Source organism: Amycolatopsis sp. DSM 110486 (assembly GCF_019468465.1).
Classification (GTDB): domain Bacteria; phylum Actinomycetota; class Actinomycetes; order Mycobacteriales; family Pseudonocardiaceae; genus Amycolatopsis.
Window position 1 is genome coordinate 9,966,165 of the sequence record NZ_CP080519.1, and the last position, 26,634, is coordinate 9,992,798.

Sequence of the window (26,634 nt, forward strand, 5' to 3'; positions counted from 1 at the left end):
TCCTTTCCCCGTAACGACCGGTCACGGGAGATCGAGGACAAGCGAGCCGCCGCTCAGCCGGGACACGCACAGGCACATCTGGTCCCCCTGTGCCTTCTGGCGTCCGCTGAGAAACACGTCGCGGTGGTCAAGCACCCCGTCCGCGACGCGGACCGGCAGGACGCAGAGCCCGCACTCCCCGCGCAGGCAGTCACTCATGACCTCGCAGCCGGCCTCACCCAGAGCATCCAGCGCGGACTTGTCCGGAGGCACAGTGACCGTGAGGCCGAGCTTGGGGACGACGACCTCGAAGGTTTCGTTGGGCAGGCGCCCGCTGCTCCCGAACGTCTCGAACCGGAGCAGGTGGGACGGGTGTCCCGTGGCCTCCCATGCCTTCTGGGCGGCTTCGAGCATGCCGACCGGACCGCACACGTAGAGTTCGGTCTCCGGCGTCAACCCGCCGAAGACTTCCAAGAGATCGAATCGGCCGTCCTCGTCCTCGTAGCGGACCCTCACCCGCTCCCCGTGGTCTTCGCGAAGCTCCTCGACGAACGCCATGTCCACGCGATTGCGTCCGGCGTAGAAGATTTCGTAGTCCGTCTTGTCGGCCTTGAGTTTCCGCGCCATGCCGATCATCGGAGTGATCCCGATCCCGCCTGCGAGGAGCACGTACCTCGACTGCCGCGGGGTGAGACCGAACGTCTGGATGGGCGCGGTGATCGTGACCTCGTCACCCGGGCACAGCCGGTGCATGAAGGCGGATCCGCCCCTGCTGTGCGGGTCGAGCCGGACACCGAGGCTCAGCGCCGCGAACCGTCCGTCGTCGACGACGGAGTACGAACGGACCAGATGCCCGCCGCCGGCGGCGGGCACCAGCACGTCGACGTGGCTGCCCGGTTGCGGCGCCGGCCCGGCGGGCGGGTCCAGCACGATCCGCCGGATCTGATCTGCGACCGCGAAACTTTCCCGCACCTTGACGCGATGCCAGCTGGCCGTCTGACGTGGCGGCATCAGCCACGCTCCGCGAGCGCGCGCTCGCCGACGAGATCGGCCTCCGCGGCGACCAGGCGGTCGATGAGCCGCCGAACCCACATGCCGCCGGCATCGATGTTCAGGTTGTAGAAGTCGTAGCCGGGGTGGGCCTCGATGGCCTTCTGCTGCGCGTTCAGCATTTCGGCGTCCTCGTTGAAGATCCCGTGGACCGCCCGGACCATGGCGGCCGTGTAGTCCTCGTCGTCGAGGTTGTAGTCGCGCATGCGCAACCAGAAGTAGTGACAAGACCGGTCCGTCTCGGGTGTGATCATGTCGAGCACCTGCCCCGTGACACCTTGACTTCGATCCCCTTGCGGCGCACCGGTTCCGGCCTTCGCGACCCCCACGTCGATGGTGATCGTCGACGGCGCCTGCCAGGTGATGATCTGCCAGCGGTCCACCGGGCCGTCGTAATCCGGGAAACGCCACTTGAGCTCGGCGTCCCACGCGGGCGGCGGCTCGATGCCGAGCATCCACCGGGTCAGCACCACCTTGTCGTCGGTGTGGCTGACCGAAAACGGGGTCTCCGCCACGGCGTCGTTGCCGATGCTGTTGGAATGGAGGTACGTCTCGTGGGTCAGGTCCATCAGGTTGTCGAGCACGAGGCGGTAGTCGCAGTCGACGTGGAGGGTCTCACCGCCTCCGGCCCACGCCGGGTCCGACGCCCAATGGAGGTCGGGCAGCTTGGCCGGATCCGCCAGGTTCGGATCGCCGAGCCAGACCCACACCAGCCGGTACCTGCTCACCGTCGGGAACGACTGCACCGAGGCGCTCGGGTTGATGGTCTCTTGGGACGGCATGAACGCGCACCGGCCTCGCGGGTCGTAAGCGATCCCGTGGTAGCCGCATACCACGTTGTCGCCGTCGAGACGGCCCATCGAAAGCGGAACCAAGCGGTGCCAGCACGCATCCGCGAGTGCGGCGACCTCGCCGCCTTCCGTGCGATAGAGCACCACCTGCCGGCCGCAGATCGTCCTCGCGGTCAGCGTGCGCCCGACCTCCTGCTCCCAGGCCGCGGCATACCAAGCGTTCAGAGGAAACACGGCGACTCCCTTGTCGTGCAGACTCCCAGCGCAACCACATCGATCACGGGCCCACCCGGAGCATGTCCTATTAAACGAGACGTTCCATCCGTCATACAGGACACTACCTACCCGGGTCTGCCGCGGTCAACACACGCACGAGCCCGGCAAGGAGTCGCCGCACCTCCATCTACGCACTGAACAGCGAAGATCCGCCCGGACACATTTCCGACAGACCGTGGCCCGAGACCCCGGGGTCCGCCGCTTGCCCGCGTTTCGTTGGCAACAATCACGATTGGTGATCGCCCCGCGCGGATCGACAGGCCGCAGCGGTGGGCCGACAGTCCACGGCTGCTCGAGCTCGGCCTCCGAGTGCCGCGACCGGTTCGATTCGCTCGTGATCACCGCCGGTAGGGTGCCCTGCATGCCAGGACAGGAATCCAGCAGCTATCGCGAGCGCAACTCGACGGCCGATCGAACCCTCGACGTCCTGTCGCTGTTCAACGACGACCACCCGGTCGTCGGCGGGGTCGAAGTGGCCAAGCAGTTGCAGGTAGCGCGCTCGACCGCTTACCGCTACTTGCAAAGCCTCGTGAGTGCGCGCTTCCTGGAAGAGGAACCGACGGGCGGGTATCGGCTGGGCATGCGGTTCGTCGAACTGGGCCGGCTGGCGAGGCGAGCGCACGACCTCTCGGACATCGCTGCGCCTGTCATCGTCGACCTGGCGGCACGAGCGGGCGAGACCGCCCTCATCACCCGGCGAGCGGGCAACCTTGTCGTCTGCCTCGACCGCGCGGAGTCAGAGACCCACCGGCTGCGGATCTCCTACGAGCGGGGGGCGGTGCTACCGATCAACGCCGGCGCCTCCGCCCTCGTCCTGCTGGCGTGGGACGAACCCGATTCGATCCGGCAGACCTTCGCCCAATCCCACCTGCAGCAGTTCACTCCGGCGACACTGATCGACGTGGACCAGCTGATGGACCGGCTGGAGCGGATCAAGCGCGACGGCTACGCCGTCACCCGCGCCGAGGTCGACGACGACGTCGTCGGCATCGCCGCACCGATCTTCACGGGCGAGAAAGTCACAGCGGCAGTCACGGTGGCAGCTCTGGCCTCGCGTGTTCCCAAGGCCCTGGAACGCCGGATCCTCACACAGGTACGAGAGGCGGCCGAAACGATCAGCCGACAGCTCACGATTGTGGCCGGCTGACCAGCGCGGACTGGTTTCCCGCGTCGGCCGGGCCGGGGGAGACCTACCGCCCGGCCCGGGCCACGGCCAGTTGCTCGCTGATCCGCGCGGCCGCCGAGCGCACCTTCGCGACGATCATCCGCTCTGCTTTCCGCGGAATGCGGGACACGACACCTGCGACGCTCACGGCAGCGACCACCTCGCCCTCCTGTGGCCCCCAGATCGGCGCAGCGATCCCGATTACCTCGACGTCCAGCTCGGACCGGGCAATGGCGTATCCGTCGGACCGGATGTTGTCCAGCCGGGCGACGAGCGCGTCCACATCGGTCAGCGTCGCGTCGGTGAACCGCTGCAGCGTCGCGCGGTTCAGAAGCTCCCGGACCTCCTCCTGGTCACTCCACGCGAGGAGGACCGTCGCGGACGCCCCGGCGTTGATCGGCAGCACCGCCCCGCGCTCGTAGGAAATCCGCACTCGACGCTCGCGGGACTCTGCGCGATCCAGGCAGACGACGAGGTCACCTGTCCGCCGGGTGAGAAGGACGACCTCCCCCACTTCCTCCGCCAGCTCCTCCATCACGGGTGTCGCCACTTCGGACAGCCCGACCGTCCGCCGGGCGAGCTGGGCGAGCTCGAGCACGCGCATCCCGAGCCTGAAGCCACCGTTGGGCGCCTCTTCGAGAAACCGTGCCGTCACGAGGGACTGCACGTAACGGTAAGCCGTGGATCGGGAAGCACCGAGCCGTTCCGCGACCATCGGACCCGTCACCGTCGCCTGGTCATCCGCGAACATCGTCAAGATGTCGAGAGCACGATCCGACGTCGCGTTACGCCCGCGATAGCCGGTTTCAGCGCGTTGTCCTGGCACGCACGACAGTCTAGGGCAGGCCGGCCGCCTGACGGCGAGCCAGCCCACATCCCTGGTCCGTAGTCGTCGCGGGTGCGGCGGGCCGGCGTCGACGACTTGGCGGGCGTCGCTGAGTTCCGGGTTCAGTCCCGCACGCCAGCCGTCAGTTCGCGGGACAGCGTCAGCGAACGCAACGCTTCCTCCGACGACGTCCCGGCCTCGGCGTGGTAGATCGCCAGCGACTGGTCCTCGTCGCCGGGAAGCGTGAAAGTCTCGTAGCAGACGGTCAGTTCGCCGACGGCTGGGTGGTTGATCCGCATGCGGCCGTGCGTCTTTCGCTTGACCTGGTGGGCGTCCCACATGCGCCGGAAGTCCGCGCTGACCGACAGGTCCGCGAGAAGTTCTCCCAGCTGCGGGTCGTTCGGATGGCGGCCGGCGTACCAGCGCAGGTGACCGACGACGTCGGCCGCCTTGGCCTCCCAGTCAGCGAAACGCTGCCGGGCCCGGGGTTCGAGGAAGGCGACCCGCCCCCAGTTGCGGTCGCGCGGGGCTCGCGCGTTCCAGTCGCCGAAGAGGACGCACGCCAGGCGGTTCCACGCAAGCACGTCGCTGCGGCGTCCCCACACGTAGGCGGGAACGCTGTCCAACGCCGACAGCATCTCGAGCAGCTCGGGCCGTACTTGCTGGCGCCGCAGCTCGACACCCTGCTTGCGCCGCGGCGGCCTGGCGAGGTGCACCAAGTGCGCGTGCTCGGCCTCGGAAAGGCCGAGCGCCGAGGAGATCGCGTCGAGGACCTCGTTCGAGACGTTCTGGCCGTTGCCCTGCTCGAGGCGCGTGTAGTACGCAGCCGACACTCCCGCGACCTGGGCCAGCTCTTCGCGGCGCAGACCGGGCACGCGTCGGCGGCGGTTGTACTCCCGCAGCCCGACGTCGGCCGGTTTGAGCCGGGCCCGCCGGCTGCGCAGGAATTCGCCGAGTTCTGTGCGCTGGTCGAAGTGCAGCTCCGGGCACACGGGGGCGGGGCTCGCTGCGGTCGTCGTGCCGGTGCGGATGCCGGGGTCGGTCGCCATGCCGTTCAGTATTGCGCCGAATGCCCGATCAGACCCCCCGGGAATCACCCGACGCCTGAGCCCCCGGCGCTGCCCCGAGGATGTTGCTGAGCAGGTGGTTTGCCGCACTGATACGCGGATAGCCGCGGATCGGGGTGGGTTCGGCGTCATGCGTGAGAGTCCCCCGTTCGAGTGCGTCGGCGAACCTGTCGAGCCCGCGGAGAAACGCCTCCGCGGCCTCCGCAGGCGGGGTGGGGCGGTCGTACGGGATCGCGAACGCGAGCAGCGCCAGCTCGTCAACGGCGTAGGTGACCTGGTCCGCGCGTTCGGCCCGCCGGTCCGGCAGGCGGTCCGCACGCGCGTCTTCGGCGACGCTGCGCAGGTCCAGAACTGTTTCGCGCAGCCGCCGCCGTGGCTCCTCGGTGTCGCCGAAGTCGAGCCAGCGTCGGCGGAACACGTCAGCGGCCGCGCGGATGGAGCGGGCCTGCACCTGCGGCAACCGGGCGGTGGTGGCGCGCGGCCACAACACGACGCGCAGCACCACGGCGAGGACGGCGCCGATCACGGTATCCAGCAACCGGGCACCGAGCGCGCTGCCGAACTCGATGCCCGGCACGGCGAGCGCGTACTGGAACAGCGGGACGAGGGTCACAAACGCGACTCCGACGCCGTAGACCACCGGCAGGAACACCTCGGCCACGAACTGCGCCACCATCGCGACCACTGCGATCACCAGCGACGACGGTCCGCCCGCGAACACCGCGGCCGCGAGCGCGACCCCGGCTGCGGTGCCCACGGTGCGGTGCGCGGATCGGCGCAGCAGCAGCGTCACGTTCGACGCTTGTAGCACTGCCGCAACGGTGAGCCCCACCCAGTAGGCGTGAGCCAAGCCCAGCAGCCGGCCGACGAGCACCCCGGCAGCGACCGCGACACCGATGCGCGCAGCCGCGGGCAGCACGACCGCGCGCGGGGTCAGGGCTTGCCGAAGCTTCTCACCGACACGCGGTTCGGTCGCCTCCGTGTCGCCGACGCCGTGGCCGGCGAGCACCAGGTTCGCGTCGCGGAACGCCCGCCTGAGGCCGCAGTGGGCGGGCGGGGCTGCCGGGTGCCCACTGCGAAGGTCGTCGAGCTCCGGCTGCCACGCCTCCGCGGCGAGCGGCTCGGTGGCGTCGAACGAAACTGACAACGCGGAAGCGAGCACGAGGTCAGCCACCGCAAGCGACCGCAGTGCCGCGGCCGACCGGCCGACCCGGGTCTGCCTTGATGTTTCAAGCCCGCGGCTCAGCGCGCCGACCGCTTTCCGTCTCGTGTCGGCTGCGGCGGAGGTCCCAGCTGTCCGAAGCACGTCCCCGACCGCGTCCCACACCTGGCCTGTCACGCGGTCCAATCCGTCGCCCGGCCCGATCACGCTGGACACCACGAACCCGGTCAGCGCCCCGGCTGCGACGAAGGCACCGTGCACAAGCGCGTCGGCCGGCCCCACCGGCTCCCCGGACGCGACCAGCACGGCCAGCACGATCAAGTACTCCCTCGGTGGCGGCACCCGCGTCGCGAGGCACGCGAAACTCGTGCCCGCCGCGGCCAGGCCGACGAAGACGATCGACAGCCACGGCGCCCACGCCGCGAGCCCGCTCAGTGGCACCAGCACCGTCAACGCGAGCCCCACCGCAGCGACCACTCGCAGCCGATGCCGCCGCGGCGCGTCTCCCGCGTAAACACCCGCCAGCCCGCCCAGAGACGCGATTGCCCCCAGGTCCGCCCGCCCGGCGAGCACCCCGACCAGCAAAGGCACCCCGACACTCGCCGCCCCGCGCGCCCCGAGCGGCCACCGCGCCACGAACGCCGCCGACAACGCGTGCAACGGCGGCAGCGCAGGCATGGCCGGTCCTCTCGTCGGGACAACCGTAATCGGGTGCCTCACCGCATATCCCACCTCGCGGCGGGTCAGCCAGTCCCTGGCAGTCATAGTCCCGGGAAACGTAGGCGACGCAAGGTCTGGGTGGCTTCACGCGTTCGGCGTAGTTGTGGACCTCAGAGCCTCCGGTGTGGAGGCCCGTATTCCCGAGGAGTACTTACATGCCGCCGACGGCCACCCTGCCGCAGAATCCCGCGTCGCCGTTCGCGTCGATGCGCGGACACCACATCGCGATTCGCTACCCGGACTTCGAAGAGGCGCGCGCGTTCTGGGTCGACACCCTGGGCTGGCGCCTGGCGCAGACCTGGCCCTATGGCGACCTGACTCTCGGTTTCCTCCTGCCACCCACTCAGGACGACTTCCACCTGGAGATCCTCGGAGGACCGGGCGCCGTGGCCCAGCCCCGATTCGCGAACATCGACGACAGCATGTCCGTCAACGGCTACAACCACGTGTGCCTGTCCGTGGACAGCGTCGACACGGTCCTCGCCGAGCTCCGCAGCCGCGGGGTGGAGATCGTCAACGAGCCCTTCGAAATCCTCGAAATCAGCGCACGGCTCGCGTTCTTCCGCGATCCGTGGGGCAACATCTTCGAGATCTCCGAAAGCACCGGCGGCGATCACACGCACTGACCCCGCCTGCCGGGCGGGCGCGACGGATACGCCGCCGCGCCTGCCAGCGGGGTGGCCGGCTCGCGGCGAACGTCGTCGTCAGCAACCACCGGGTCGTCGCTCTTCGCGACGGTCAACCTGCCGTGGCGCGTTTCATCTCCGGATGCTCGCGTAGGCGGCAGTCACCGCGGATCCGGGACCGCCACCGGGGTACAGAGCGCGCGAGGTGTTATCGAGTGGACGCCGCCCAGGCCACCGAGCTGATTGGGGTCCGCGAACAGCTGTGACCACGTCGCGCGGTGCGCCAGACTTGCCGACACGGCGGGCGCGGCGGCTGCCGTTGCGTTCTGCGTGGCGGGACAGGCAATTGCCGCCACCGAGGCGGTATCGGTAAAAGGGCCTTGCGGGGCACCCGGCCGGTTGACGACGTCGGCCCGATGCCCCCGCAAGACCTCAGAGTGGGAGCTCTCGCGTACCCATGTCGACAGTGACCCAACGGATCTCGGTGAAGTCGTCGAGCGCATCAACGCCGGACCTACCCCAGCCACTGTCCTTCATCCCGCCATTGGGCGCGTGGGCCTCATCGTTGATCGTCGGCGTGTTGACGTGAACGGCGCCGCAGTCGATGCGCTGCGCGACAGCGATTCCACGGCCAGTGTCGCCGGTCAACACCGAGAAGGACAGACCGTAGCGGCTGGCGTTGACCAATCCCACGGCCTCTTCTTCGTCTTGGACCGGGCGGACGACTACCACCGGTCCGAAGGTCTCCTCGCAGGAGATGTCATGATCGTCTGGCACGTTCGTCAGCACGGTCGGGCGGTACAACCGACCGTCAGACGTCCCACCGGTGACCACATTCGCGCCGGCGGCCACGACCGAGGCCACCCGAGTGGTCACCTGGTCCAGCGCCCGCTCGGTGATCAAGGGGCCGACGATCGTGGCAGGATCACTCGGATCCCCCACAGCCAACGACTCGGCTACCGCGGCGAGTCGCGCCACAAACGCGTCATGCACGGAACTCTGCACGAGCACCCGCCTGGCGTTCATACAGATCTGGCCCTGGTGGAAGAACGCGCTGAAGGCAACGATACGCGCGGCCCGGTCCAGGTCGGCGTCGTCGAGAACCACGATGTTGTTGTATCCGCCGAGTTCCAGCACGCTTCGTTTGAGTGCTCCACCGGCCCGGCTCCCGATGGTACGGGCGGTGCCGGCAGAGCCGGTGAAGTACAGGCAACGCACGGCCGGGTTGACGTAAAATTCCTCGGCGACCTCGGCCGCAGCCGGTCCGGCGTGAGTTACGACGTTGACCGTCCCCGCAGGGAACCCAGCGTCCCGCATGATCTCCGCGACAAGCAGTCCCGCTGTAACGGGCGCTTCTTCGGACGGCTTGAGAACCACCGTGTTACCGGCGGCCAGTGGAGCGATGACGGCGCGCCAGGCCAGCACATGCGCGCCGTTCCAGGGGGTGAAGCTGGCGACCACTCCGAGCGGTCGACGTTCGGCCGTGGACATGGTGTGGGGGTGTTCGGTTCGCAACATCTCGCCTGAAGGCCGGTACACCCAACCCGAAGCGTGCCGCAGCTGCGAGACCGACCAGCCAATCTGATACAGCGCGAATGCCCGTCCCGCCCCGGTTTCCAGAGCCAGCGCCTCGGCGACGTCATCGGCACGCTCCTCCAGCAGGTCAGCTGCACGAAGAAACAACCGCTGCTTGACCCCTGGCGCCGTCGCCGCCCACTCCGGCTGGGCCGCGGCCGCGGCAGCAATAGCAGCGGCCGCGTCCGGCCGCCCGCCCGCCGGCACTTCTGCGAAGACACTCCCGTCAAAAGGATTACGACTCTCGATAGTCTCACCACCGACGGCGTCGACCCAGGCGTCGCCGACAAGCATTCGGTGGCGCCGCACGGCACCAGGAGCATTCGCGGTCGTCATGGTCATGCAGCACTCCACGTCGTCATCTTGAAGCCAATTCACAGACACCGCGATTGTGACCAAACTCAACGAACCTGACAATCCGCTTCACGTCGAACTATCCGCATCACGAGCACGGCGCAGTCGGCGGGTACGGCGGGGCTGACACCATCCTCGTCGAGCCGGCAAACGTGGCGGCGTTTGTTGCCAAGCGCAGCGGCGCCTGGCGCGACGAAGCAAGAAGCGACCACTGCCGACCAAACCGACAATCCTCTTTACACGCGAGTATCCGCATCACGCGCACGGCGAGCAGTCGCCAACGTCATTGACGGGAGAACACCGAATCGACGACGGTAGGCAATGCCAAACCTGCCGAGGTGAGTGAACCCAGCCCGATAGGCGACCTCGGCCACCGTGTCGCCCGCATCCCGCGACAAGTCGCCGTGAACCCGATCCAACCGCAGGTCCCGGAGGTAGACAGAAGGTGGCACACCGAGGACACGGCGGAATCCATCTTGCAGCGCACGTGTGCTCAATCCGTGCCGATGAGCAAGCTCCGGAATGCTCGGCCGGGCCGGGAGCGCGTGCAACTCCTCGGCTACACGAAGGATCAGGGCTCGGTCGTCGTCGGGCCCACGATACAGCTCAGCAGCGAGGTCGTGGGGCTGCGACAACAGGAGCGTCGAGACCAGCGCGTCCTCGATCAGTCGTCCAGTTTCGGCAGGAACAGTGCCGCGAGCGCATCGATCCACTGTGGCCGAAGCAAACGCCAGGGCGCGCATCCACTCGGCAGGGCCGGGTGTCGTGAGCGCGAACCGCACCCGCAGGTTGGCACCGCGCCCGCGACCAAGCCCACGCATGTGCCGTTGCATCGCTCCCAAGGGGATCTTCGCAACGAGTTCCGCGCTATCCCCAGCGAAGCGCATGTTCAGCCCGTCTCCGGGTCCGACAACCGCCCCCGAACCAGGCGGGACGCCGACAGCAGCACCGTCTTTGGCGATGTCGAGGCGTCCCCGCAACGGCATCAGCAGCATGTAGTAGTCCAGCGGTGCAGTGGACTCGATCACGACTTCTCCGGCGTACTCCTTGTAACCAACGGTCACCGCGCCGACGTCGACAGCATGCAGCCGGGTCGCGAACGGGATCGCGCCAACCGGCCGAAGCCGGTGCGGCGACAGAGCTCGTGTCCCATCGCGTGCGGCGCTGCAAGGGTCGCTGGTCACGAAGACCGGGTACCTGCACAACGGCGCCAGCTGACTTCGGCGACTTGCTGCAGCGCAACCGCCGCCGCTGCCGTTCATAATTCCTCCGATTCCGCCAACCGGGCCTGCCTGTCAGGACCAAGGTCAGCACCACGGGCTACCGGGCCAGCCGGTTCCTTCGAGCTACGAGACACCTGTGGCCGGATCGAGGCGTGCTGCGAACCGAGCCGCGAAGTCGGTTCGGTGTTCCGTTCGAGTCTACCGATCATCGGCACGCAGAGTGCTCCCACAACTACCGGTAACGGCAAAGGGCACCGCCGGTCTCTGTTCACGAGCGCGCTCCTGAATTCGGACGTCAACGAGGTGCGAAGGGGATTTCCGGATGCCGCTGGACCGTCGCTTTCGGACCTCGGGCGGTCTCGAGGAAGGCGACGACGGCCGGGTTCGTCTCGTCGGTGCGGTGGACGAGCGAGAATTCGGCCTTCGCCCCGAATCCGGACAGCGCGCGGTAGACGACGCTCGGTACCGCGATCCGGTCGACCCCGTCCGGAACCAGCGCGATGCCGACCCCCGCAGCGACGAGCTCGAGCACGCTGAGCGTGCTGCCGGCGCGGTGGCGCGTCGGTTCGACATCGAGGCCGAGACGCGCCCTCAGAGCGTCGGGGATCGGATCTTCGTGCGTGCCGGTCGCGTACCCGATCAACTCGGGACCGCGCAACGCCTCAGCAGGAACGACATCGTGCACGGCGAGGGGATGGTGGCTGGGCAAGGCGAGGAGGAAATCTGCCGAATACACCGGTTCGGCCCTCAGCCCCGTCCCGCCGCCGTGCTCTGGTGACGCGCTGTACCCAACGTCCAGCTCGTTGGCGCGGATCGAGTCATGCTGCTGCGTCGGGCTCGCCTCCTGTAGCTCGATCCGGACCCGCGGGTAGGTCTCGTGGTAACTGCGCAGGCAGTCGGTCAACACACCGCCAAACACCGTGGCACCCGAAAAGCCGATCCGCACGCTTCCGGTCTCGCCGCCCAGGACGAGCCGCGCGGTGGCCTTCGCACGCTCGCTCAGAGCGAGGACGCGACGCGCCTCGGAGAGAAAAGCCACGCCCGCCGCAGTGAGCTGAACGCTTCGGGGACCCCGGTCGAACAACGGACCGCCCAGTTCGTCTTCCAGCGCCTTGATCTGCATGCTGAGCGTCGGCTGGACCACGTGCAACCGCCGGGCGGCGCTGCTGAAGCCACCTTCCTCGGCGACGGCCACGAAGTACCGGAGATGCCGAAGTTCCATTCCGCCTCCACACCAGCAGCCGCCATCAGCGGCACCGATCGAGTGATCAGATCCAACTGTTTGACCTTGTGCCCCGCCACGTCGAGTCTGGAGTGGAGGATCCGGCAAAGTTCACCGTCCACGTCGCGCGAGTCAGAGGTTTCCCATGCGCATCATCACACTCGAAGAGCATTTCGCCGACCCCGCGATCGCCTCGGCGTCGGCGAAGACAACCCTCGAGCTGAGCCCCGGCTTCGCAGCCGCATACGCAGCCGACAGCGGCCTACCCTACTCACCCTCCCCCGAAATCCTCATGGACATCGGCGCGGCACGGGTGGCAGATATGGACCGCGCCGGCATCACGATGCAGGTGCTGTCGTGCCTGGCCCAGTTCCTGCCGGCTGACGTCGCCGAGGGGCTGACCCGCGCTGCCAACGACCGCGCCGCCGCGGCGATGCGGAATTTCCCTGGCCGGTTCTCCGCGTTCGCGGCATTGCCCACGGCTGTGCCCGAGATCGCCGGCGACGAGCTGCGGCGATGTGTGTCCGAGCTGGGTTTCGTCGGCACAATGATCATGGGGCGCACCGACGGCGAGTTCCTCGACCAGCCACGGTTCGATCCCATCTTGCGCGCCGCATCGGATCTCGGTGTCCCGATCTACCTGCACCCGACCCCGCCGCCGCGCGCGACGAGCGCGGAAAACTACGACGGCCTCGCGCTCCCGGTCACGACTCGGCTGCAGACCGCGGCCTGGGGCTGGCACCAGGAAACCGCCGTCCACTTCCTGCACCTGGCCTTCGCTGGCGTCCTCGACCGCTTCCCCGACCTGCAGTTCATCCTCGGGCACTGGGGTGAGATGATCCCCTTCTACCTCGACCGGATCGACGAAGCCCTCCCCCAGTCGGCAACGGGGCTCAACCGGACCTTCCGCGACTACTTTCTCGGCAACGTCTTCATCACCCCGAGCGGCATGTTCAGCCAAGCCCAGCTGCGGTACTGCATCGACACCGTCGGAGTCGACCGGATCCTCTACGCCGTCGACTATCCGTTCATCGGCAACGAGGGCGCAGTTGCATTCCTCCAGGACGCGCCGATCTCAGATGAGGACAAGGAGAAGATCGCGCACCGCAACACCGAGCGCCTGCTCGGGCTCGACTGCGCTACTGCGAGCTGACACCAGGATCTTGCGCGAAGCCTGCATTGCGGCCGGCGAATGAAAGTTCCGGACCGACCGGCGATAGACCACGCTGCCGTGCCGTTCGCCAATCCCCGTGCGGACAAGGCGAGCAACCGCATTGTTGTCCCCGATGGGCGGCGCGATGCGCTCCGGTAGCCGCCTGGGCAAGCTGCACATCGCCGGCCCCGCGGCTACCGGAGCGCATCGATTCTCCGCTCGCTGACGACGGTCGGCGATCATCGCGCCGGCCCGTCGTCACTACGCTGCGCGAGGTGTCAGCCGGGTGCGTGTGCTCCGGTCATCAGCGCAGCAAGGTCGTCCGGGTGCAGGAACGACGGGGGTGGCGGTGGGCCCCAGTTGAACAAGCCTTTCGCACCTTCGAAGGCCTCTGGCTTCCACAGCTGGTCTTCGAGGATGCAGTCGAGGTCGCTGTAGTACTCCGAGAAATTGCCCGCGGGGTCCTTGAGGTACCAGAAGAAGTTGGACCCGGCGTGGTGGCGGCCCAGGCCCCAGATGTGCCGTTCGGGATGGTCCTCCAGCATGCGGGTGGCGCCACGGCCGACCTCGTCGACGTCGTCGACTTGCCAGGAGGTGTGGTGCAGAAAGCTCACGGGCGCCTTGAGCAGCAGCAGGTTGTGGTGGTCGGTCGAGCAGCGCAGAAACGCCCCGGTGTCCTTGATCAGGTCGCTTACTTTGAAGCCGACGCCCTCGACGAAGAACCGGTGCGACATCACGAAGTCAGTCGTGCCGATCACGACGTGGCCGAGCTTGCGCGGTTTGATCGGGTTCGTGCGCAGCACCCCGTTGGCCCGGGCGCCGGCCCTCTCGATGCGGCCCGGGCCGTTGTACACCGTGGCCGGAGTCTCGGGCTGGCGCAGGCGGGGCAGGACTTCGAGCGTGACCTCGACTCCGCCGACCGGGTCGATCGCCGTCAGCCGCCCGGCGCCACGCGTGACAACAGCCTCCACCGCGCGCAGCGTGGCTTCGGCGCGGTCGAGGTCATCGGGGTCGTCGACGCCCACGGTGAACGACACCAGCCGCCGCATCGGCGAGTCGACCAGCCGCAGCTGGTTCCCGCCGTCCACAGTGGAGAACCAGCCGTTGCCGCCGGGTGTGAGCCCGAATTCCGTGTAGTAGGCCGCGGTCTCGGCGACGTTCGGGACGCCGATCACGACCGCCGCCATCTTGTGCAATGCCACAGTTTCTGCTCCTTCGCCGTCCGGTGTCAGGCGTCCGCGCCGACGAGCACGTGCCGCATTTCGCCGATCCCGCGCACGTAGCTGGTCAGCACGTCGCCGGGCTTGAGGAACCACTTCGGGGTGCGGGCCATCCCCACCCCAGCCGGCGTACCGGTGAAGATCACGTCGCCCGGATACAGTGTCACGACCTCGGACAGCCGCGCGATGAGCTCGGGGATCGGGAACACCAGGTCCCGGGTCCGGCCCTTTTGCACCTGCTCGCCGTTGACCGAGCAGCCCAGCTCGAGGTCGTCAGGGTCGGCCAGTTCGTCCGGGGTGACCAGCCACGGACCGATGGGCGAGAACCCGGGGAACGACTTCCCGAGTCCGAACTGCGGCGCCGGGCCGCTCATCTGCACGGTCCGGTCCGACAAGTCCTGGCCGACCGAGAGGCCGGCCACGTGCGACCAGGCATCGGCCACCGGGATCCGGTGCCCGCCCATGCCGATCACCGCGACGAGTTCAACCTCCCAGTCGACCGTGTCGCTGTTGAGCGTCACTTCGCCGTGGGCTCCGGTGAAGCTCGAGACGTATTTGGGGAACACCGTCGGCGAGTCCGGTACCGCGAACGAGGCTTCGGACGCGTGGTCGCGGTAGTTGAGCCCGATGGCGAACACCTGCCGCGGGGCCGGGCACGGTGGGCCCAGCCGGGCTTCGTCCACAGTGAACACGGCGTCGGCGGCATGGTGCTGCGCGAGCGCACGCAGTTCGTCCCAGACACCGAACAGCTCGGCCCCGGCCGAGGGCAGTTTCCCGCCGCTCGCACGGTGCACGTCGAGCACTCCCCCGGGTACCGCCAGCACCGCGCGGCCGTCGAGATAGCCGATTTTCATGAAGGTCCTCTCATCCGGGCCGTCGGCACGGGTTCGTCCAGCGCGGCCAGTTCGTACTCCACGACGTCGGTCAGCGAAACGCACACCAATCCGTGTGCCGCCGCGAACGCCGCCGTTTCGGTGCCTTCGCACAGCCGCGTCGGGTCCGCCGGGCTGACCACCTCGGCGAGCACGGCCGCGGGCGCCAGGCCTGCCAGCTCGGTGAGCCGCACTGCGGCCTCGGCTCGGCCCACCCGCTCCAGCACCCGACCGTCGGCCGCCCGCAACGGGATGAGGTGCCCCGGCCGCACACGGTCTTCGGGCGTGGTCGTGGGATCGGCGAGCAGCCGGGCACCACGCGCCCGATCGCGCGCGGAAATTCCCGTCGTCGTGCCCTCGGCCGCGTCGAACGTCACGCAGTAGTCCGGCGCCGAACGGTCCTCGGGCGGGCACATCGGTGGAAGCCGCAGCTGTGCGCAGCGCGCCGTCGGGAGCGCCACACACACCAGCCCAGAGGAATGTTCGACGACGAACGTCATCGCTCCCGTAACCGTCTTCTCGGCCGCGAACACCAGCACGCCGAGCCCGCCGGCGAGGTCGTCGGCCAGCACGATCGCGTGCCCGCGTGCCAGTTCGTCCAGAGCGCGCGAGACTCGCGCGGATCGGGTCGGCGTCGATGCCGACTTCCGTCGCCACCACTGTCACATGGTCACCTCCTGCTCGTCCGGCGGGCTCGAGCGGGCCGTCAGCTGATCTTCGGCCGGCCGCCCGAGTAGAACAGCTGCACCGAAAAGGTGCCCTCGTTCAGCAGCCACAACCGGACGCGAAAGCTGCGAGCACCGGACTGGTGCATGGGATCGGCCTCCGCGAACTTCGTCGCCTCTTCCAGCGAGCTCGCGCGGTAGACGAACATGCCTTCGCCGTGCCACTCCTGCAGGTCGTCGCTGGCGAAGGGACCGGCGGCGAACATGACGCCGTCAAGCTCCATTTTGGTCTGGTACTCGACGTGCGGGTCGAGGTTCTCCAGCACCGGGCCGAGCCCGTTCGTCGGCGTCGAGAACACCACGTAGAGCTGCTTGGCCAGCAGCTCGTGCGTCTCGGAGTACTCGACGAGGTCCTGCCACGGCATGCGCGGTTCGGTCATGACACTCCACTCCAGGGTGAGTTCGTTACTGTGGCGGGGAAATCCGGTCACACGAGCGGGCTGACGCCCTCGTGGATACCCAGCAACGCCCGCCCGTAGACCTCGGCGCTGATCTCGGGGTTGCCGACGGCGTGGCGGCTGGCGACCTCGCTGTCGCGCCAGATGCGCTGCATCGGGCTCGACTCCGCGAAGCTCGACGCGCCGTGCGCGGTCACCAGCTCCCGGATGGCCTCGCGCGCCGTGACGATGGCCTGGCCGACGTCCATCCGCGCCTTCGCCCGCGCGGTGTAGTCGGGGAACACGCTGTTGTGGGCGTTCTCGTCGATCTCTGCCGCGGCGCGGTAGGCCAGCAGGTGCGCGGTGTCGATGAGCGACGCGGCCTTGGCCACTGCCAGCTGCACGACGGGCGCCTTTGTCTGGTTGTCATAGAACGTGTAGGAGATCCCGCGCTTGGGCGCCTTCTCCAGCACGAGGTCGAGCGCCGCCTGGGCCAGGCCGAGCTGCGGCCCCACGAGAATGATCGCGGCACCCGGCACGAACGCCGACCGATAGAGAGCCTCGTCCTTGAACGGGGTGGCGACCTCGCCGAGAGTCATCTTCGGCACCGAGATGAACCGGTGCTCCGGGACGAAGACCTCGTCGGCCACCAGCGTGTTGGAACCGGTGCCGCGCATGCCGACGACGAACCAGGTGTCTTCGATGGTGAGCTCCGACATCGGGATCAGGACCATGCCCTGGTCGTAGGACTTGCCCTCACCCTCGACCGCCGGCGTGCCGACGAGCGCCCACTGCGAGTGCAGGCACCCCGAGGCCCAGCCCCACTTGCCCGTCACGACCAAGCCGCCCTCGACCACCCTCGCGGTGGCGCTGGGCGCGAACACGCCCGCGACCCGGTTGCGCGGGTTCTCACCCCACACGTCCTCCTGCGCTTGCGCGCCCCAGAGCCCGGTGAACCACGCGCAGACGTTCATCAGGCTCGTCGCCCACGCCGTCGACCCGCAACCGCGCGCGAGCTCCCGTGTGACCTCCAGCTTCGTGCGGAAGTCGACCTCGAGGCCACCGAAGCGGCGCGGCTGCATGATGGTGAACAACCCCGCCTCCTCGATCAACCGGATGTTCTCCTCCGGCACCCGCCGCTCGTCCTCGGCGCGCTTCGCGTTCGCCGCCAGCAACGGCACGAGCTTTGCCGCGCGTTCGACAAGATCAGTGCGCAGCCGGCGGTCCTCGGCGGTCGCGCTCGGCCGGTCGAGAATGATGGACATCACGGGCTCCTTTGCTCGTTGGGAAAATCGGTCGCGAAACGCAGCGGTCAGGACAGTGGTTCGGCGCGCTCGCCGAGCCGGGAGTGGGTGCCGAAGGTGCGGCGCGCGTAGACCAACGGCGGGGCGTCGGCGACCTCGGACGCCATGACTTCCGCCAGCACGAGCACGTGATCGCCGCCGGAGACGAGCTGCGTCACCGTCCCGACCAGCCAACCGCCGGCACCGGTAAGGCGCGGCAAGCCGTCGTCGTCGCGCCACGAGAAGCCGGCGAACTTCGCCTCGCCCCGGCCCGCGAAAGCCGTGGCGACAGATTCCTGGCCGTGCGCCAGCACGTTCACGCCCACGCGCCGCGACTCGCGCACGTGGCTCAGCAGAGCCGATCCCGTGTCGAGCGCGAAGCTCACCATCGGGGGCCGCAAGGAGAGTGAGGCGAACGAGCTGACCGTCGTGCCGTGGGGCCGGCCTTCGCCCGTCGTGGTCGTGACCACCGTAACCGGCGCGCAGACGGCACCCATCAGCTCACGAAAAGCTGCTTCGTCCACCACGTCGCGGCCTCCTTGCCGGTCGTCCGGGCAGCTCGCCGTGCTGCGGGCATCAGCCTGACTCAGAGTTATCAATATGTCAATTAATTTTCGACATTGTTCGAAGAACTCGAACGTGGTTGACTGGTCGACATGCCTTCGACCAAGTCCTCGACTCGCGCCGAGCGGGTGTACCTAGCACTGCGCAAGGACATCTTGGCCGGACGTCAGATTCCGGGCAGCCGACTGCCCTTCGCCGAGCTGTGCAGCAAGTACGACGCCAGCATGGGCGTGGTCCGCGAGGCCCTGTCCCGACTTACCGCCGAAGGCTTGGTCCAAGCCGAACCCCAGCTCGGCTTCCGCACCACGCCGATCTCCGTCGAAGACCTCGAGCACCTGACCGAGGCTCGGGTCGCGATCGAGTCACTCGTCTTGCGCGAGGCGCTCGCACAAGACGACGTGCGATGGGAGAGCGAGGTCCTTGCCGCACACCACCGGCTCCAGCAGACCCCGCAGATGGACGCTGACGATCCCGACCGCATCTCCGAAGAATGGTCCGAGGCGCACGCCACTTACCATCTGGCCCTGCTGTCGGGCTGCCCGAACCCTCGACTTCTGGCGATCGCCCGCTCGCTGCGCGACTCCGCGGAACTCTACCGACGCTGGTCCGTTCCCCTCGGACACGAGAACCGCGATATCACCGGCGAGCACAAGTCCATCCTGGACGCGATCCTCGCCAAGGACGCCGACCTCGCAGTCGCCACCCTCATCGAGCACATCCAACACACGACACAGGTTCTGCTGCACAGTTTCGACCAGCCAAACACCAACAGCTCCACGAGAGCTTAGAACCTCAGCTCGCTGGTTCCCGAATGCCCGACTGAAATCGGCTGCGATCAGCCAAGCCGCACAGTCTCGGTATCGAGGCGCCCGGCCGGCCGATTTGCGTCGCCCGCAAGATCCGGCTCCGGTGACGCAAATCGACCGGCTGCGCGGATATTCCGGTGCGCGCCCGGCTACCGCTTGACCCGGAGGAGTTCGGCGTAGCCTTGCCGGGTCACGAAGGCTTCCTGCGCGCGGTGGAGCACCTCGACGACCTCCTCGACGCCAGCTTGGCTGAAGTCGACGACGGTCCGGAAAGGACGGGTACCCGTGGCAAGTGCTAGCACTCGTGCGATCTCGTCGGCAACGGCGCGGGGGTGTGCGTCCACGCCGGGCGGGAAGAGTGCGTCGGTGGCTTCCTCCGTGCGCGCGACGAGTGGGTCCAGGTCCGAGTAGCCCTTACTGCGATCGGTGTCCGAGGCGTGAGTGGCGTGCGGGAAGTGCTCAGTGCCCTGGGTGAAGGGACCGGGCATCACGATGGTGGTCTCGATACCGTACTGGCCGACCTCATAAGCCGTGACCTGCGCGAGTGCGTCGGCCGCGGTCTTCGAGGCCACATACGGCCCCATGAACGGCGGCACCACGATCGAGGTTGTGCTGCCCACGTACACGAGCGTGCCCGATCGCCGTTCACGCATGTGCGGCAGGACCGCGCGGTTCACCCGCTGGATGCCGATCGTGTTGATATCGAAGAGGCGCTGCACGTCTTCGGGGGTGAAGGCCTCGACGTAGCCGATGTACAGGTGCCCGGCGTTGTGCACGACGGTGTCCAGCCGGCCGGCCTCGGCGAGGATGGCCGACACAGCCGTCTCGGCGGAAGCCTCGGATTGGACGTCAAGCTCGACGACCCGCAGGTCGTGTCCCTCGTGGCGGCCGAGCTCCCTGAGCTCGTCGGCACGGGCGGCGTTGCGGCCCGCGACGTCGCGCATGCTGGCGTAGACGATGTGCCCCTGCGCGGCGAGCGCGCGAGAGGTCAGGTTGCCGATCCCGGTTGAAGCGCCGGTCACGAGCACGACAGAAGACATGGCGGAGTGGCTCCTTTCAGGAGTTGAATATTGGATTCACTCGACAAGACCTTGTCTGAAGCCATGCGCCTCACAGAGCAGCCATCACAAATCAGAGTCCGGCTGTAAAGGGAATCATCGCGCCCGACGGACTGCCGGACCAATCGCAACGTCTGCACTGCGTTGCACAGGTTCAACTTCTCATGCCAGAACAGATGTCAATCACGTGCGAGGAACAGAGGTCTCACGCGCGAAAAGTCTGCTCGCCGAGGACGTTCAGGAACTCGAAGGCCGCGGCGGTGGTGGTGCCCGGCTGGGGCCGGAAGATCACCATCCGGTGGCCGGTGGCCGCGGAAAGGACGAAGTCGCACTGCACGTCCAGCGGTCCCGCGTGGGGGTGAACGAGCTTCTTGCGAGTGGAGCGGAGGGGCTCCACGAGCATCTCGGTCCAGTACCGGCCGAACTCGTCGCTCGCTTGGAGAAGATCGACGACGAGTTGATCGCACACGACGTCGGTTCCGCGACGTGCCGAGGCCGCCCGCAGGTCGGCCACGTAGGCGCGTCCGATCGCCTCGTGTTCCTCAGAAACGTTGAGCGCACGCGACTCGGGATCGGTGAACCAGCGCCAAGTCACGTTGCCATCGCGATGGTTTCCGAGGTCCCACGAGCCGACGAGGGCCTGACTGAGCCGGTTCTGCGCGAGCACCGTGTTGATGTCGTCGACGACCTGCGCGGGCACCGAGTTCAGCGCATCGAGGAGGTACATCATCGCGGGATCGACATAGCCGTCCGTGGTGGCCGTCAGAGGCGGCGAGTAGCCGGCGAGCCGGTACAGATGGTCGCGCTCGTCGACGGACAATCGGAGCGTTCGCGCCAGACTCGCCAGCATTCCCTGTGACGGATGTGCGTTGCGCGACTGCTCCAGCCGTTCGTAGTAGTCGACGGAGATGTTCGACAGCATGGCCACTTCCGCGCGCCTCAGGCCGGGCGTGCGGCGCCGCCCGCCGGCGACGAGACCGACGTCCGCTGGCCGCAACATTTCGCGCCGAGCCCGGAGAAAGCGGCCCAGGTCGTTGTGCTCAGTCACGTGATCACCCTTGGATTGCCTTCATCGCAGCGGCAACGTACCGTTCACCCTCGACCTGGTCGACCGGAATCGCTTCGTCGAGCGCGGTCAGCGTTGCTTCGTCCAAGGTGAGTTCCACGGCGCCGACATTCTCCTCCAGATAGGGGCGGCGTTTGGTACCGGGGATGGCCGTGATCCCCTGCGCGAGCACCCACGCCAGTGCGAGCTGCCCCGGCGTCGCGCCGTACTCGTCCGCGATTACCCGCACACGATCGGCAAGAGCGAGGTTGACCGCGAAGTTGTCTCCACTGAACCGCGGCGCGCTGCGGCGCCAATCGTTCTCCGGCAGCTCGTCGAGTGTGCGCAGCTCACCGGTCAGAAACCCCCGTCCGAGGGGGGAGTACGCCACGAACCCGATGCCCAGTTCGCGCACCGTGTCGAGCACACCGTTGGTCTCCACGGTCCGCGTGAACAACGAGTACTCGGTCTGCACAGCCGACAGTGGTGCCGTAGCGTGGGCTGCGCGGATGTTCTCCGCGGACGCCTCACTGATGCCGAGGTAGCGAACCTTGCCCTCAGTCACCAGTTCGCCCAGCGCGCCGAAGGTCTCGGTCACCGGAACCCCCGGGTCGACGCGGTGCTGGTAGTACAGGTCGATGTGATCCGTGCCCAGGCGGCGAAGCGAGCCTTCCACCGCCTGTCGTACGTAGTCGGGCCGGCCGTTCGGACCGCCGACGATCTTTCCGGTCTCGTCGAGGGTCACTCCGCCGAATTTGGTGGCGACGACGACCCGGTCGCGATAGGGAGCCAGTGCCCGCCCGACGAGCTCCTCGCCGGTGAAGGGTCCGTACATGTCTGCCGTGTCGAAGAGCGTGACCCCGAGGTCGACCGCCCGGCGGATAGTGGCTTCCGACTCGATGTCGTTCGGCGTTCCGTACATCGCGGTCATGCCCATCGTGCCCAAGCCTTCGACCGACGTCGTCAAGCCCTGGCGGCCTACGCGATGCGTCCTGACAGTCATGATTTCCTCCTGAGTGAGCCGCGGCTGTTCGGCGGCTTCTCTGAAATCATGCGCCGAGTTCGGGTTGCTTCGAGCGTCCAATCTAGACCCGTCTCCTGAGGACGACGTTAGGTCACACGCGCCCGGAACTATGGACCCTACTGACAACACTGTCGAAATGAACTGATGTATGGAAGGCGCTGCCGGTGCTGCGCCGGAGGCACTCTTCGGCCTCGGTGGGTGTGCCAGTAGGGGACGAATGCTGAAGACAGGTGATTACATTACGGTGTCGGCCGGGTCGATCAGTTCCGCGAGGTGCAGGCTCGCCCGGTCGGGCGCAACGTGCGCGACCTGCACGGAACAGCTGAATCCGTCTGCCAGGACCGGATTCCCGACCGGTGTCCGCGCCAAGGCCGGAATCAGGGCTTGTTCGGCAACGCGCAGGGATACCTCGTAGTGCCCGGCCTCGAAGCCGAAGTTTCCGGCGACACCGCAGCATCCGCCGACTTCGAGAACCTCGGCTACTCCGAGGCCGGCCAGCGCCCGACGCTGGGTGGTTGCCCCGAAGGCCGAGTACTCGTGGCAGTGTGTTTGAACCGTGACGCTCGTCGGTACCGCCGGCGGGCGCCAGCCTTCCTCAGCCCATTCCGTCACAGCTTCGGCAAAGCTCCGGATTCGACCCGAGACCCGTTCGGCCGAGGCCGAGCCGAGCAGTTCCGGCAAGTCCTTCTTCAGAGCGGCCGCGCAGCTCGGTTCCAGGACGACGATAGGCGTCTCAGACCCGTCATCCAACTTCCGCACCGCACGCGCCATCACCTTCTTCGCGGTCTTGAGCTGGCCGGTGGAGATCCAGGTCAAACCGCAGCAGACGTCGGTTTCGCAGAACGTTTGCCGACCGGTGTCCGCGGCCACGCGAGCCGCAGCTCCGGCGACCTGAGGCCGAAAGCCCCTGGTGAAGGAGTCGACGAACAGGATGACGTCCGCCTTTTTCCGCCCGATGTCGAGGGAGCCGAGCTCTCGCCGAAGCTCCTTGCCCGAAGCGAATCTGGGGAGCCGTCGTTCCGTCGTCACACCACCAGTTTTCGCGATGAGCTTGCCGACGGGGGTCGCCAGCACGGCGTTGACCGCGCCGCTGAAGTGCGCAGTGATCTTGAGCCACCTCGGCAGCCACCCCAACGAGTAATGCGACAAGGGCCGCCTGCGGCCCCGGTAGTAGTGCGAGAAGAACTCTGACTTGTAGGTGGCCATGTCCACTCCCGCAGGGCAGTCGTGTGAGCACGCCTTGCAAGCCAGGCACAGATCGAGGGCTTCCCGGACGTCTTCGGACGCCCACCCCTCCTGGACGGTCGAGGCACCGCGGACCATGTCCTGCAGCACTCGAGCCCTCCCCCGGGTCGAATCCTTTTCATCTTTGGTGGCACGGAAGCTCGGGCACATGACACCACCGGCGTCCGCGCGGCACCGCCCGACGCCTATACAGCCCTGGACCGCGTGGGTCCAGGGGGCGACGCCGGCCTCGGCGGCCTCGACCGGGCTGAGGGTGAAGTGAGTTCGCCAGTCGTGGCTGGGGACGCCCGCCAGTGCAAGGTTCTCGTCGATCGGGTCCGGTGCGGTGACGGAACCCGGGTTGAGGAAGTCGGATTCGTCCCAGATCCGGCGGAAGTCCGCGAAGGCAGCGAGCATTTCCGGCGTGTACATGGTGCCGAGGAGCTCGGACCGGGCCCGCCCGTCGCCATGCTCACCGGAGAGCGATCCTCCGTGCCTGACCACGAGGCGTGCCGCGGCCTCGGTGAACACGCGGTAGATCTTCCGACCCTGCTCCGTGCGCAGGTCGTAGGTGATGCGGATGTGCATGCAGCCGGCGCCGAAATGGCCATACACAATGCCCGTCAGATCGTGCGCACGGAGGAGTTCGCGGAAGTCGGCGAGGTAATCCGCCAGGTCGCCAGGAGCGACCGCCGAGTCCTCCCACCCTGGCCACGACTCTCCCCCGCTCGCCGGCCGGTACGAGAGCCCTGCGCCGTCCTCCCGAACCCGCCACAGTGCGGCGCGTTCGCCCGCGTCGGGCACGGCGCGTCCCGCCAGGAGACGGCCGTTGAGCCGGAGCCGGGTCAAGAGCCGGCCTGCCGCGTCGGCGACCTCTCCTGGGTTATCTCCGTCGAGGTCGACGTAGAGGAAGGCGCTGCCATCGGGCAGGCCGCCGACCGCATCGGGGCCTCGGCGCAGACGCATGGTGTCCACGATGGACTGATCCATCCCCTCGACCGCGGCAGGCGAGAACTCGAGGATCGTGGGGACGTCCCGGGCGGCGGCGACTACGTCGGCGTACCCGAGGCACACGAGCAGCGCCGAAGGAGCCTTTGCCACGAGCTTCATGCGAGCACGCAGCACGATCACGCAGGTGCCCTCCGAACCGACCAGCGCCCGGGCCACATCGAAGCCGTTCTCCGGGAGCAGGTGGCCGAGGTGGTAGCCCGACACCTGACGGGGAATGCGGCCGAGCTCGGTGCGGATGGAGGCCAGGTTCGCCCGCGCCAGGGTCTTGAGCTGCCGTTCGATTTCGAACGCCCGGCCGACGGAGAAAATGTCGTCGGGGTCTGTCGCGCGCAGTCCACTGTGGTGGGCGGTCAGCCGCGCGCCGTCCGCGGTGACGACGTCCAGCTCGAGGACGTGGTCCGCCGTCCGTCCATACCGGACCGAATGGTTGCCGCACGCGTCGTTGCCGATCGCACCTCCGACAGTCGCCCGCGTCTTCGACGACGGGTCGGGTGCGAAGGTCAGCCGGCCCGAGGTGGCCTGCTCGGCCGCCAGGCTGAGCTCTGCCAGCACGACACCGGCGTCTATGTCGGCCACCCCACGAGCCTCGTCGATCGAGTGCACCCGGTTCAGGTGCCGAGAGAAGTCCAGCACAACGCCGGGGCCGACGGCGTTGCCCGCCATCGAGGTCCCGCCGCCCCGGCTGATCAGCGGCGTGCCGGTCGCCCGGCACACTCGGACGGCGGTGGCGACCTCGTCGGCGCCGCGCGGGAACACGACACCGATCGGCGGGACCCGGTAGTTGGACGCGTCGTAGGCGTAGGCGGCGATGCGGTGACCGTTGGTGTCCACCGTCAACCCGGCGCGGATAAGCTGGCTGACGACATCCGCGGAGCGCGACCGCGACACTGCACTGCGGCTCATCGATCAACCCCCTCCCCGGCGTCGAGTCGCTTGCGGTACGTCTCCTTCAGCCCGAACATGCAGGCCAGCGACACAACGAACGCACCGAACATGACGCCCACGAGTACGCCGATTCCACCGGTCGCCGCGACCAGGGCCGCCGCGACGAGCGGGGCCGGCCCGGCCCAGACTGCGCCGGCGACCTGGTAGCTCAGCGAGATCGCGCTGTAGCGGACCCGGACGTCGAACGACTCGGAGAGGAACGACGCCAGCGTCGAGTACATCGGCGCCTGCCCGAGCGCGAGCATCAAGACCAGCGCCAGGGTCATCAACCCGAAGCTGCTGGTGTCGACGAGCCAGAACATCGGGAAGGCCAGCAAAGCGGCGAACGCGGCGCCGATCAGGAAGACGGTTCGCCGCCCGATCCGGTCCGACACCGCCGCCCACACCGGGATGGCGGCCAGGTCGACCACCGCTGCGATCAACAGCGCGAACAGGCTCTCCGTGCGGGAGATACCCGCGCTGTCCCTCGCGTACGTCAGTACGTACACGCTGGTGACGTAGAACGCGATGTTCAGCAGGGCTTGGCCGCCGATGGTGAGCACCAGAGCGCGCTTTTCGTGCTTGAACACTTCGAAGAGCGGCACCCGCGCCTGCTCCGACCGTTCCTTCACTCGGGCGAACGACGGCGACTCGTCGATGCCGAGCCGGATGAGCAGGCCGACGACTACGACCACGATGCTCGAGAGGAAGGTGAGGCGCCATCCCCAGGCGAGGAACGCCTCGTCGGACATGGCTCCGGACAGCAAGGCGAAGATACCGGCCGAAGTGATCAGGCCGAGCGGGACACCCATCTGCGGGACGCTCCCGTAGAACCCACGGCGTCCGGCCGGCGCGTGCTCGACGGCCATGAGCACGGCACCACCCCATTCGCCACCGACGGCGATGCCCTGCACCAGGCGAAGCAGCACCAGGAGGATCGGTGCCCACACGCCGATCGCGGCCGCGCCGGGCAGCGCGCCGACCAGCGTGGTCGCGACGCCCATCAGGAGCAGGGTGCTGATCAGGACACGTTTGCGCCCCAGCCGGTCACCGAAGTGGCCGAACACCATTCCGCCGACCGGCCGCGCGACGAAGCCGACGCCGAGCGTCGCGAGGGACACCAGCGTGGCGGCCGGCGCGGCGAGACCCGGGAAGTACAGCTTGTCGAAGACCAGCGCGGCGGCCTGGCCGTAGATGAAGAAGTCGTACCACTCGATCGTGGTGCCCACCAGGCTGCCGAGGGCAGCGCGCCTGGCCTGCTTCGCCACGGTCGTGGAGCTCCCCCCACGACGCGTGGCGAACCCGTGTGGCC

23 protein-coding genes are annotated in these 26,634 nt (G+C 68.0%); 4 read left to right on the forward strand and 19 right to left on the reverse strand.

The genetic code is table 11. The annotated features are described in order from the left end of the window. Nucleotides 1–21: 21 nt before the first annotated feature. Entirely contained in the window at nt 22–990 is a 969-nt protein-coding gene (locus tag K1T34_RS48075; RefSeq protein ID WP_220241455.1) for a PDR/VanB family oxidoreductase, read from the reverse strand. Continuing rightward, nucleotides 990–2,054 (reverse strand): aromatic ring-hydroxylating dioxygenase subunit alpha, encoded by a 1,065-nt coding sequence (locus tag K1T34_RS48080; protein WP_220241456.1) that lies wholly within the window; start codon nt 2,052–2,054, stop codon nt 990–992. The genes K1T34_RS48075 and K1T34_RS48080 overlap by 1 nt, the downstream gene beginning before the upstream one ends. A gap of 277 nt (nt 2,055–2,331) precedes the next feature. Between K1T34_RS48080 and K1T34_RS48085 the strand changes: the two genes are divergently transcribed. Next, on the forward strand, nt 2,332–3,243 hold the full coding sequence (locus K1T34_RS48085; protein ID WP_255638093.1) for an IclR family transcriptional regulator: 912 nt from the start codon (nt 2,332–2,334) through the stop codon (nt 3,241–3,243). A gap of 43 nt (nt 3,244–3,286) precedes the next feature. Here K1T34_RS48085 and K1T34_RS48090 read toward each other — a convergent pair whose 3' ends face one another. From K1T34_RS48090 to K1T34_RS48100, 3 genes are all read right to left on the reverse strand, one after another. Continuing rightward, the gene (locus K1T34_RS48090) at nt 3,287–4,135 is read right to left on the reverse strand and encodes an IclR family transcriptional regulator (protein ID WP_255638094.1); all 849 of its coding nucleotides are present in this window, start codon (nt 4,133–4,135) and stop codon (nt 3,287–3,289) included. Between the two features lie 74 nt (nt 4,136–4,209). After that, entirely contained in the window at nt 4,210–5,136 is a 927-nt protein-coding gene (locus K1T34_RS48095; protein WP_220241457.1) for a helix-turn-helix transcriptional regulator, read from the reverse strand. A gap of 28 nt (nt 5,137–5,164) precedes the next feature. After that, a complete protein-coding gene (locus K1T34_RS48100; protein WP_220241458.1) occupies nt 5,165–6,994 on the reverse strand; it encodes an FUSC family protein in 1,830 nt (609 codons plus the stop codon). Between the two features lie 197 nt (nt 6,995–7,191). Here K1T34_RS48100 and K1T34_RS48105 point away from each other — a divergent pair, with 197 nt between their 5' ends. After that, nucleotides 7,192–7,662 carry a VOC family protein gene (locus K1T34_RS48105; protein ID WP_220241459.1) on the forward strand — a complete coding sequence of 157 codons (471 nt, stop codon included), beginning with the start codon at nt 7,192–7,194 and terminating at the stop codon, nt 7,660–7,662. A gap of 432 nt (nt 7,663–8,094) precedes the next feature. Here the strand turns inward: K1T34_RS48105 and K1T34_RS48110 are convergent, their stop codons facing one another. The 3 genes from K1T34_RS48110 to K1T34_RS48120 form a co-directional block, all read right to left on the reverse strand. Further along, nucleotides 8,095–9,579: an aldehyde dehydrogenase family protein gene (locus tag K1T34_RS48110; protein ID WP_220241460.1), complete on the reverse strand. Its 1,485-nt coding sequence runs from the start codon at nt 9,577–9,579 to the stop codon at nt 8,095–8,097. A 248-nt stretch (nt 9,580–9,827) separates the two neighbouring features. Continuing rightward, entirely contained in the window at nt 9,828–10,775 is a 948-nt protein-coding gene (locus tag K1T34_RS48115; RefSeq protein WP_220241461.1) for an AraC family transcriptional regulator, read from the reverse strand. Nucleotides 10,776–11,109: 334 nt separating this feature from the next. Continuing rightward, nucleotides 11,110–12,036, reverse strand: a complete 927-nt coding sequence (locus K1T34_RS48120; protein WP_220247798.1) for a LysR family transcriptional regulator — start codon at nt 12,034–12,036, stop codon at nt 11,110–11,112. Nucleotides 12,037–12,181: 145 nt separating this feature from the next. Between K1T34_RS48120 and K1T34_RS48125 the strand changes: the two genes are divergently transcribed. Further along, a complete protein-coding gene (locus K1T34_RS48125; protein ID WP_220241462.1) occupies nt 12,182–13,189 on the forward strand; it encodes an amidohydrolase family protein in 1,008 nt (335 codons plus the stop codon). Between the two features lie 278 nt (nt 13,190–13,467). Here K1T34_RS48125 and K1T34_RS48130 read toward each other — a convergent pair whose 3' ends face one another. The 6 genes from K1T34_RS48130 to K1T34_RS48155 all read right to left on the reverse strand — a co-directional run bounded on the left by K1T34_RS48130 (nt 13,468) and on the right by K1T34_RS48155 (nt 18,193). After that, nucleotides 13,468–14,391 carry a VOC family protein gene (locus K1T34_RS48130; protein ID WP_220241463.1) on the reverse strand — a complete coding sequence of 308 codons (924 nt, stop codon included), beginning with the start codon at nt 14,389–14,391 and terminating at the stop codon, nt 13,468–13,470. Nucleotides 14,392–14,417: 26 nt separating this feature from the next. Beyond that, nucleotides 14,418–15,263 (reverse strand): fumarylacetoacetate hydrolase family protein, encoded by an 846-nt coding sequence (locus tag K1T34_RS48135; protein WP_220241464.1) that lies wholly within the window; start codon nt 15,261–15,263, stop codon nt 14,418–14,420. After that, the gene (locus K1T34_RS48140; RefSeq protein ID WP_255638856.1) at nt 15,260–15,883 is read right to left on the reverse strand and encodes a 3,4-dihydroxy-2-butanone-4-phosphate synthase; all 624 of its coding nucleotides are present in this window, start codon (nt 15,881–15,883) and stop codon (nt 15,260–15,262) included. Before K1T34_RS48140 ends, K1T34_RS48135 begins: the two co-directional genes overlap by 4 nt. A 104-nt stretch (nt 15,884–15,987) precedes the next feature. Beyond that, on the reverse strand, nt 15,988–16,386 hold the full coding sequence (locus tag K1T34_RS48145) for a YciI family protein (protein ID WP_220241466.1): 399 nt from the start codon (nt 16,384–16,386) through the stop codon (nt 15,988–15,990). Between the two features lie 47 nt (nt 16,387–16,433). Then, entirely contained in the window at nt 16,434–17,648 is a 1,215-nt protein-coding gene (locus tag K1T34_RS48150) for an acyl-CoA dehydrogenase family protein (RefSeq protein WP_220241467.1), read from the reverse strand. A 47-nt stretch (nt 17,649–17,695) separates the two neighbouring features. Then, nucleotides 17,696–18,193: a flavin reductase family protein gene (locus tag K1T34_RS48155; RefSeq protein ID WP_220241468.1), complete on the reverse strand. Its 498-nt coding sequence runs from the start codon at nt 18,191–18,193 to the stop codon at nt 17,696–17,698. Between the two features lie 129 nt (nt 18,194–18,322). On the opposite strand from K1T34_RS48155, the gene K1T34_RS48160 reads away from it, so the two are divergent. Beyond that, a complete protein-coding gene (locus K1T34_RS48160) occupies nt 18,323–19,018 on the forward strand; it encodes a GntR family transcriptional regulator (protein WP_220241469.1) in 696 nt (231 codons plus the stop codon). A gap of 167 nt (nt 19,019–19,185) precedes the next feature. Here the strand turns inward: K1T34_RS48160 and K1T34_RS48165 are convergent, their stop codons facing one another. The 5 genes from K1T34_RS48165 to K1T34_RS48185 all read right to left on the reverse strand — a co-directional run bounded on the left by K1T34_RS48165 (nt 19,186) and on the right by K1T34_RS48185 (nt 26,590). Beyond that, nucleotides 19,186–20,064: an SDR family oxidoreductase gene (locus K1T34_RS48165; protein WP_220241470.1), complete on the reverse strand. Its 879-nt coding sequence runs from the start codon at nt 20,062–20,064 to the stop codon at nt 19,186–19,188. A 235-nt stretch (nt 20,065–20,299) separates the two neighbouring features. Beyond that, nucleotides 20,300–21,142 carry a helix-turn-helix transcriptional regulator gene (locus tag K1T34_RS48170; RefSeq protein ID WP_255638095.1) on the reverse strand — a complete coding sequence of 281 codons (843 nt, stop codon included), beginning with the start codon at nt 21,140–21,142 and terminating at the stop codon, nt 20,300–20,302. 4 nt (nt 21,143–21,146) lie between these two features. Further along, on the reverse strand, nt 21,147–22,142 hold the full coding sequence (locus tag K1T34_RS48175; protein ID WP_220247800.1) for an aldo/keto reductase: 996 nt from the start codon (nt 22,140–22,142) through the stop codon (nt 21,147–21,149). Between the two features lie 255 nt (nt 22,143–22,397). Then, nucleotides 22,398–25,301 carry an FAD-binding and (Fe-S)-binding domain-containing protein gene (locus K1T34_RS48180; protein WP_220241471.1) on the reverse strand — a complete coding sequence of 968 codons (2,904 nt, stop codon included), beginning with the start codon at nt 25,299–25,301 and terminating at the stop codon, nt 22,398–22,400. Further along, nucleotides 25,298–26,590 carry an MFS transporter gene (locus tag K1T34_RS48185; RefSeq protein WP_220241472.1) on the reverse strand — a complete coding sequence of 431 codons (1,293 nt, stop codon included), beginning with the start codon at nt 26,588–26,590 and terminating at the stop codon, nt 25,298–25,300. Before K1T34_RS48185 ends, K1T34_RS48180 begins: the two co-directional genes overlap by 4 nt. Nucleotides 26,591–26,634: the final 44 nt, after the last annotated feature.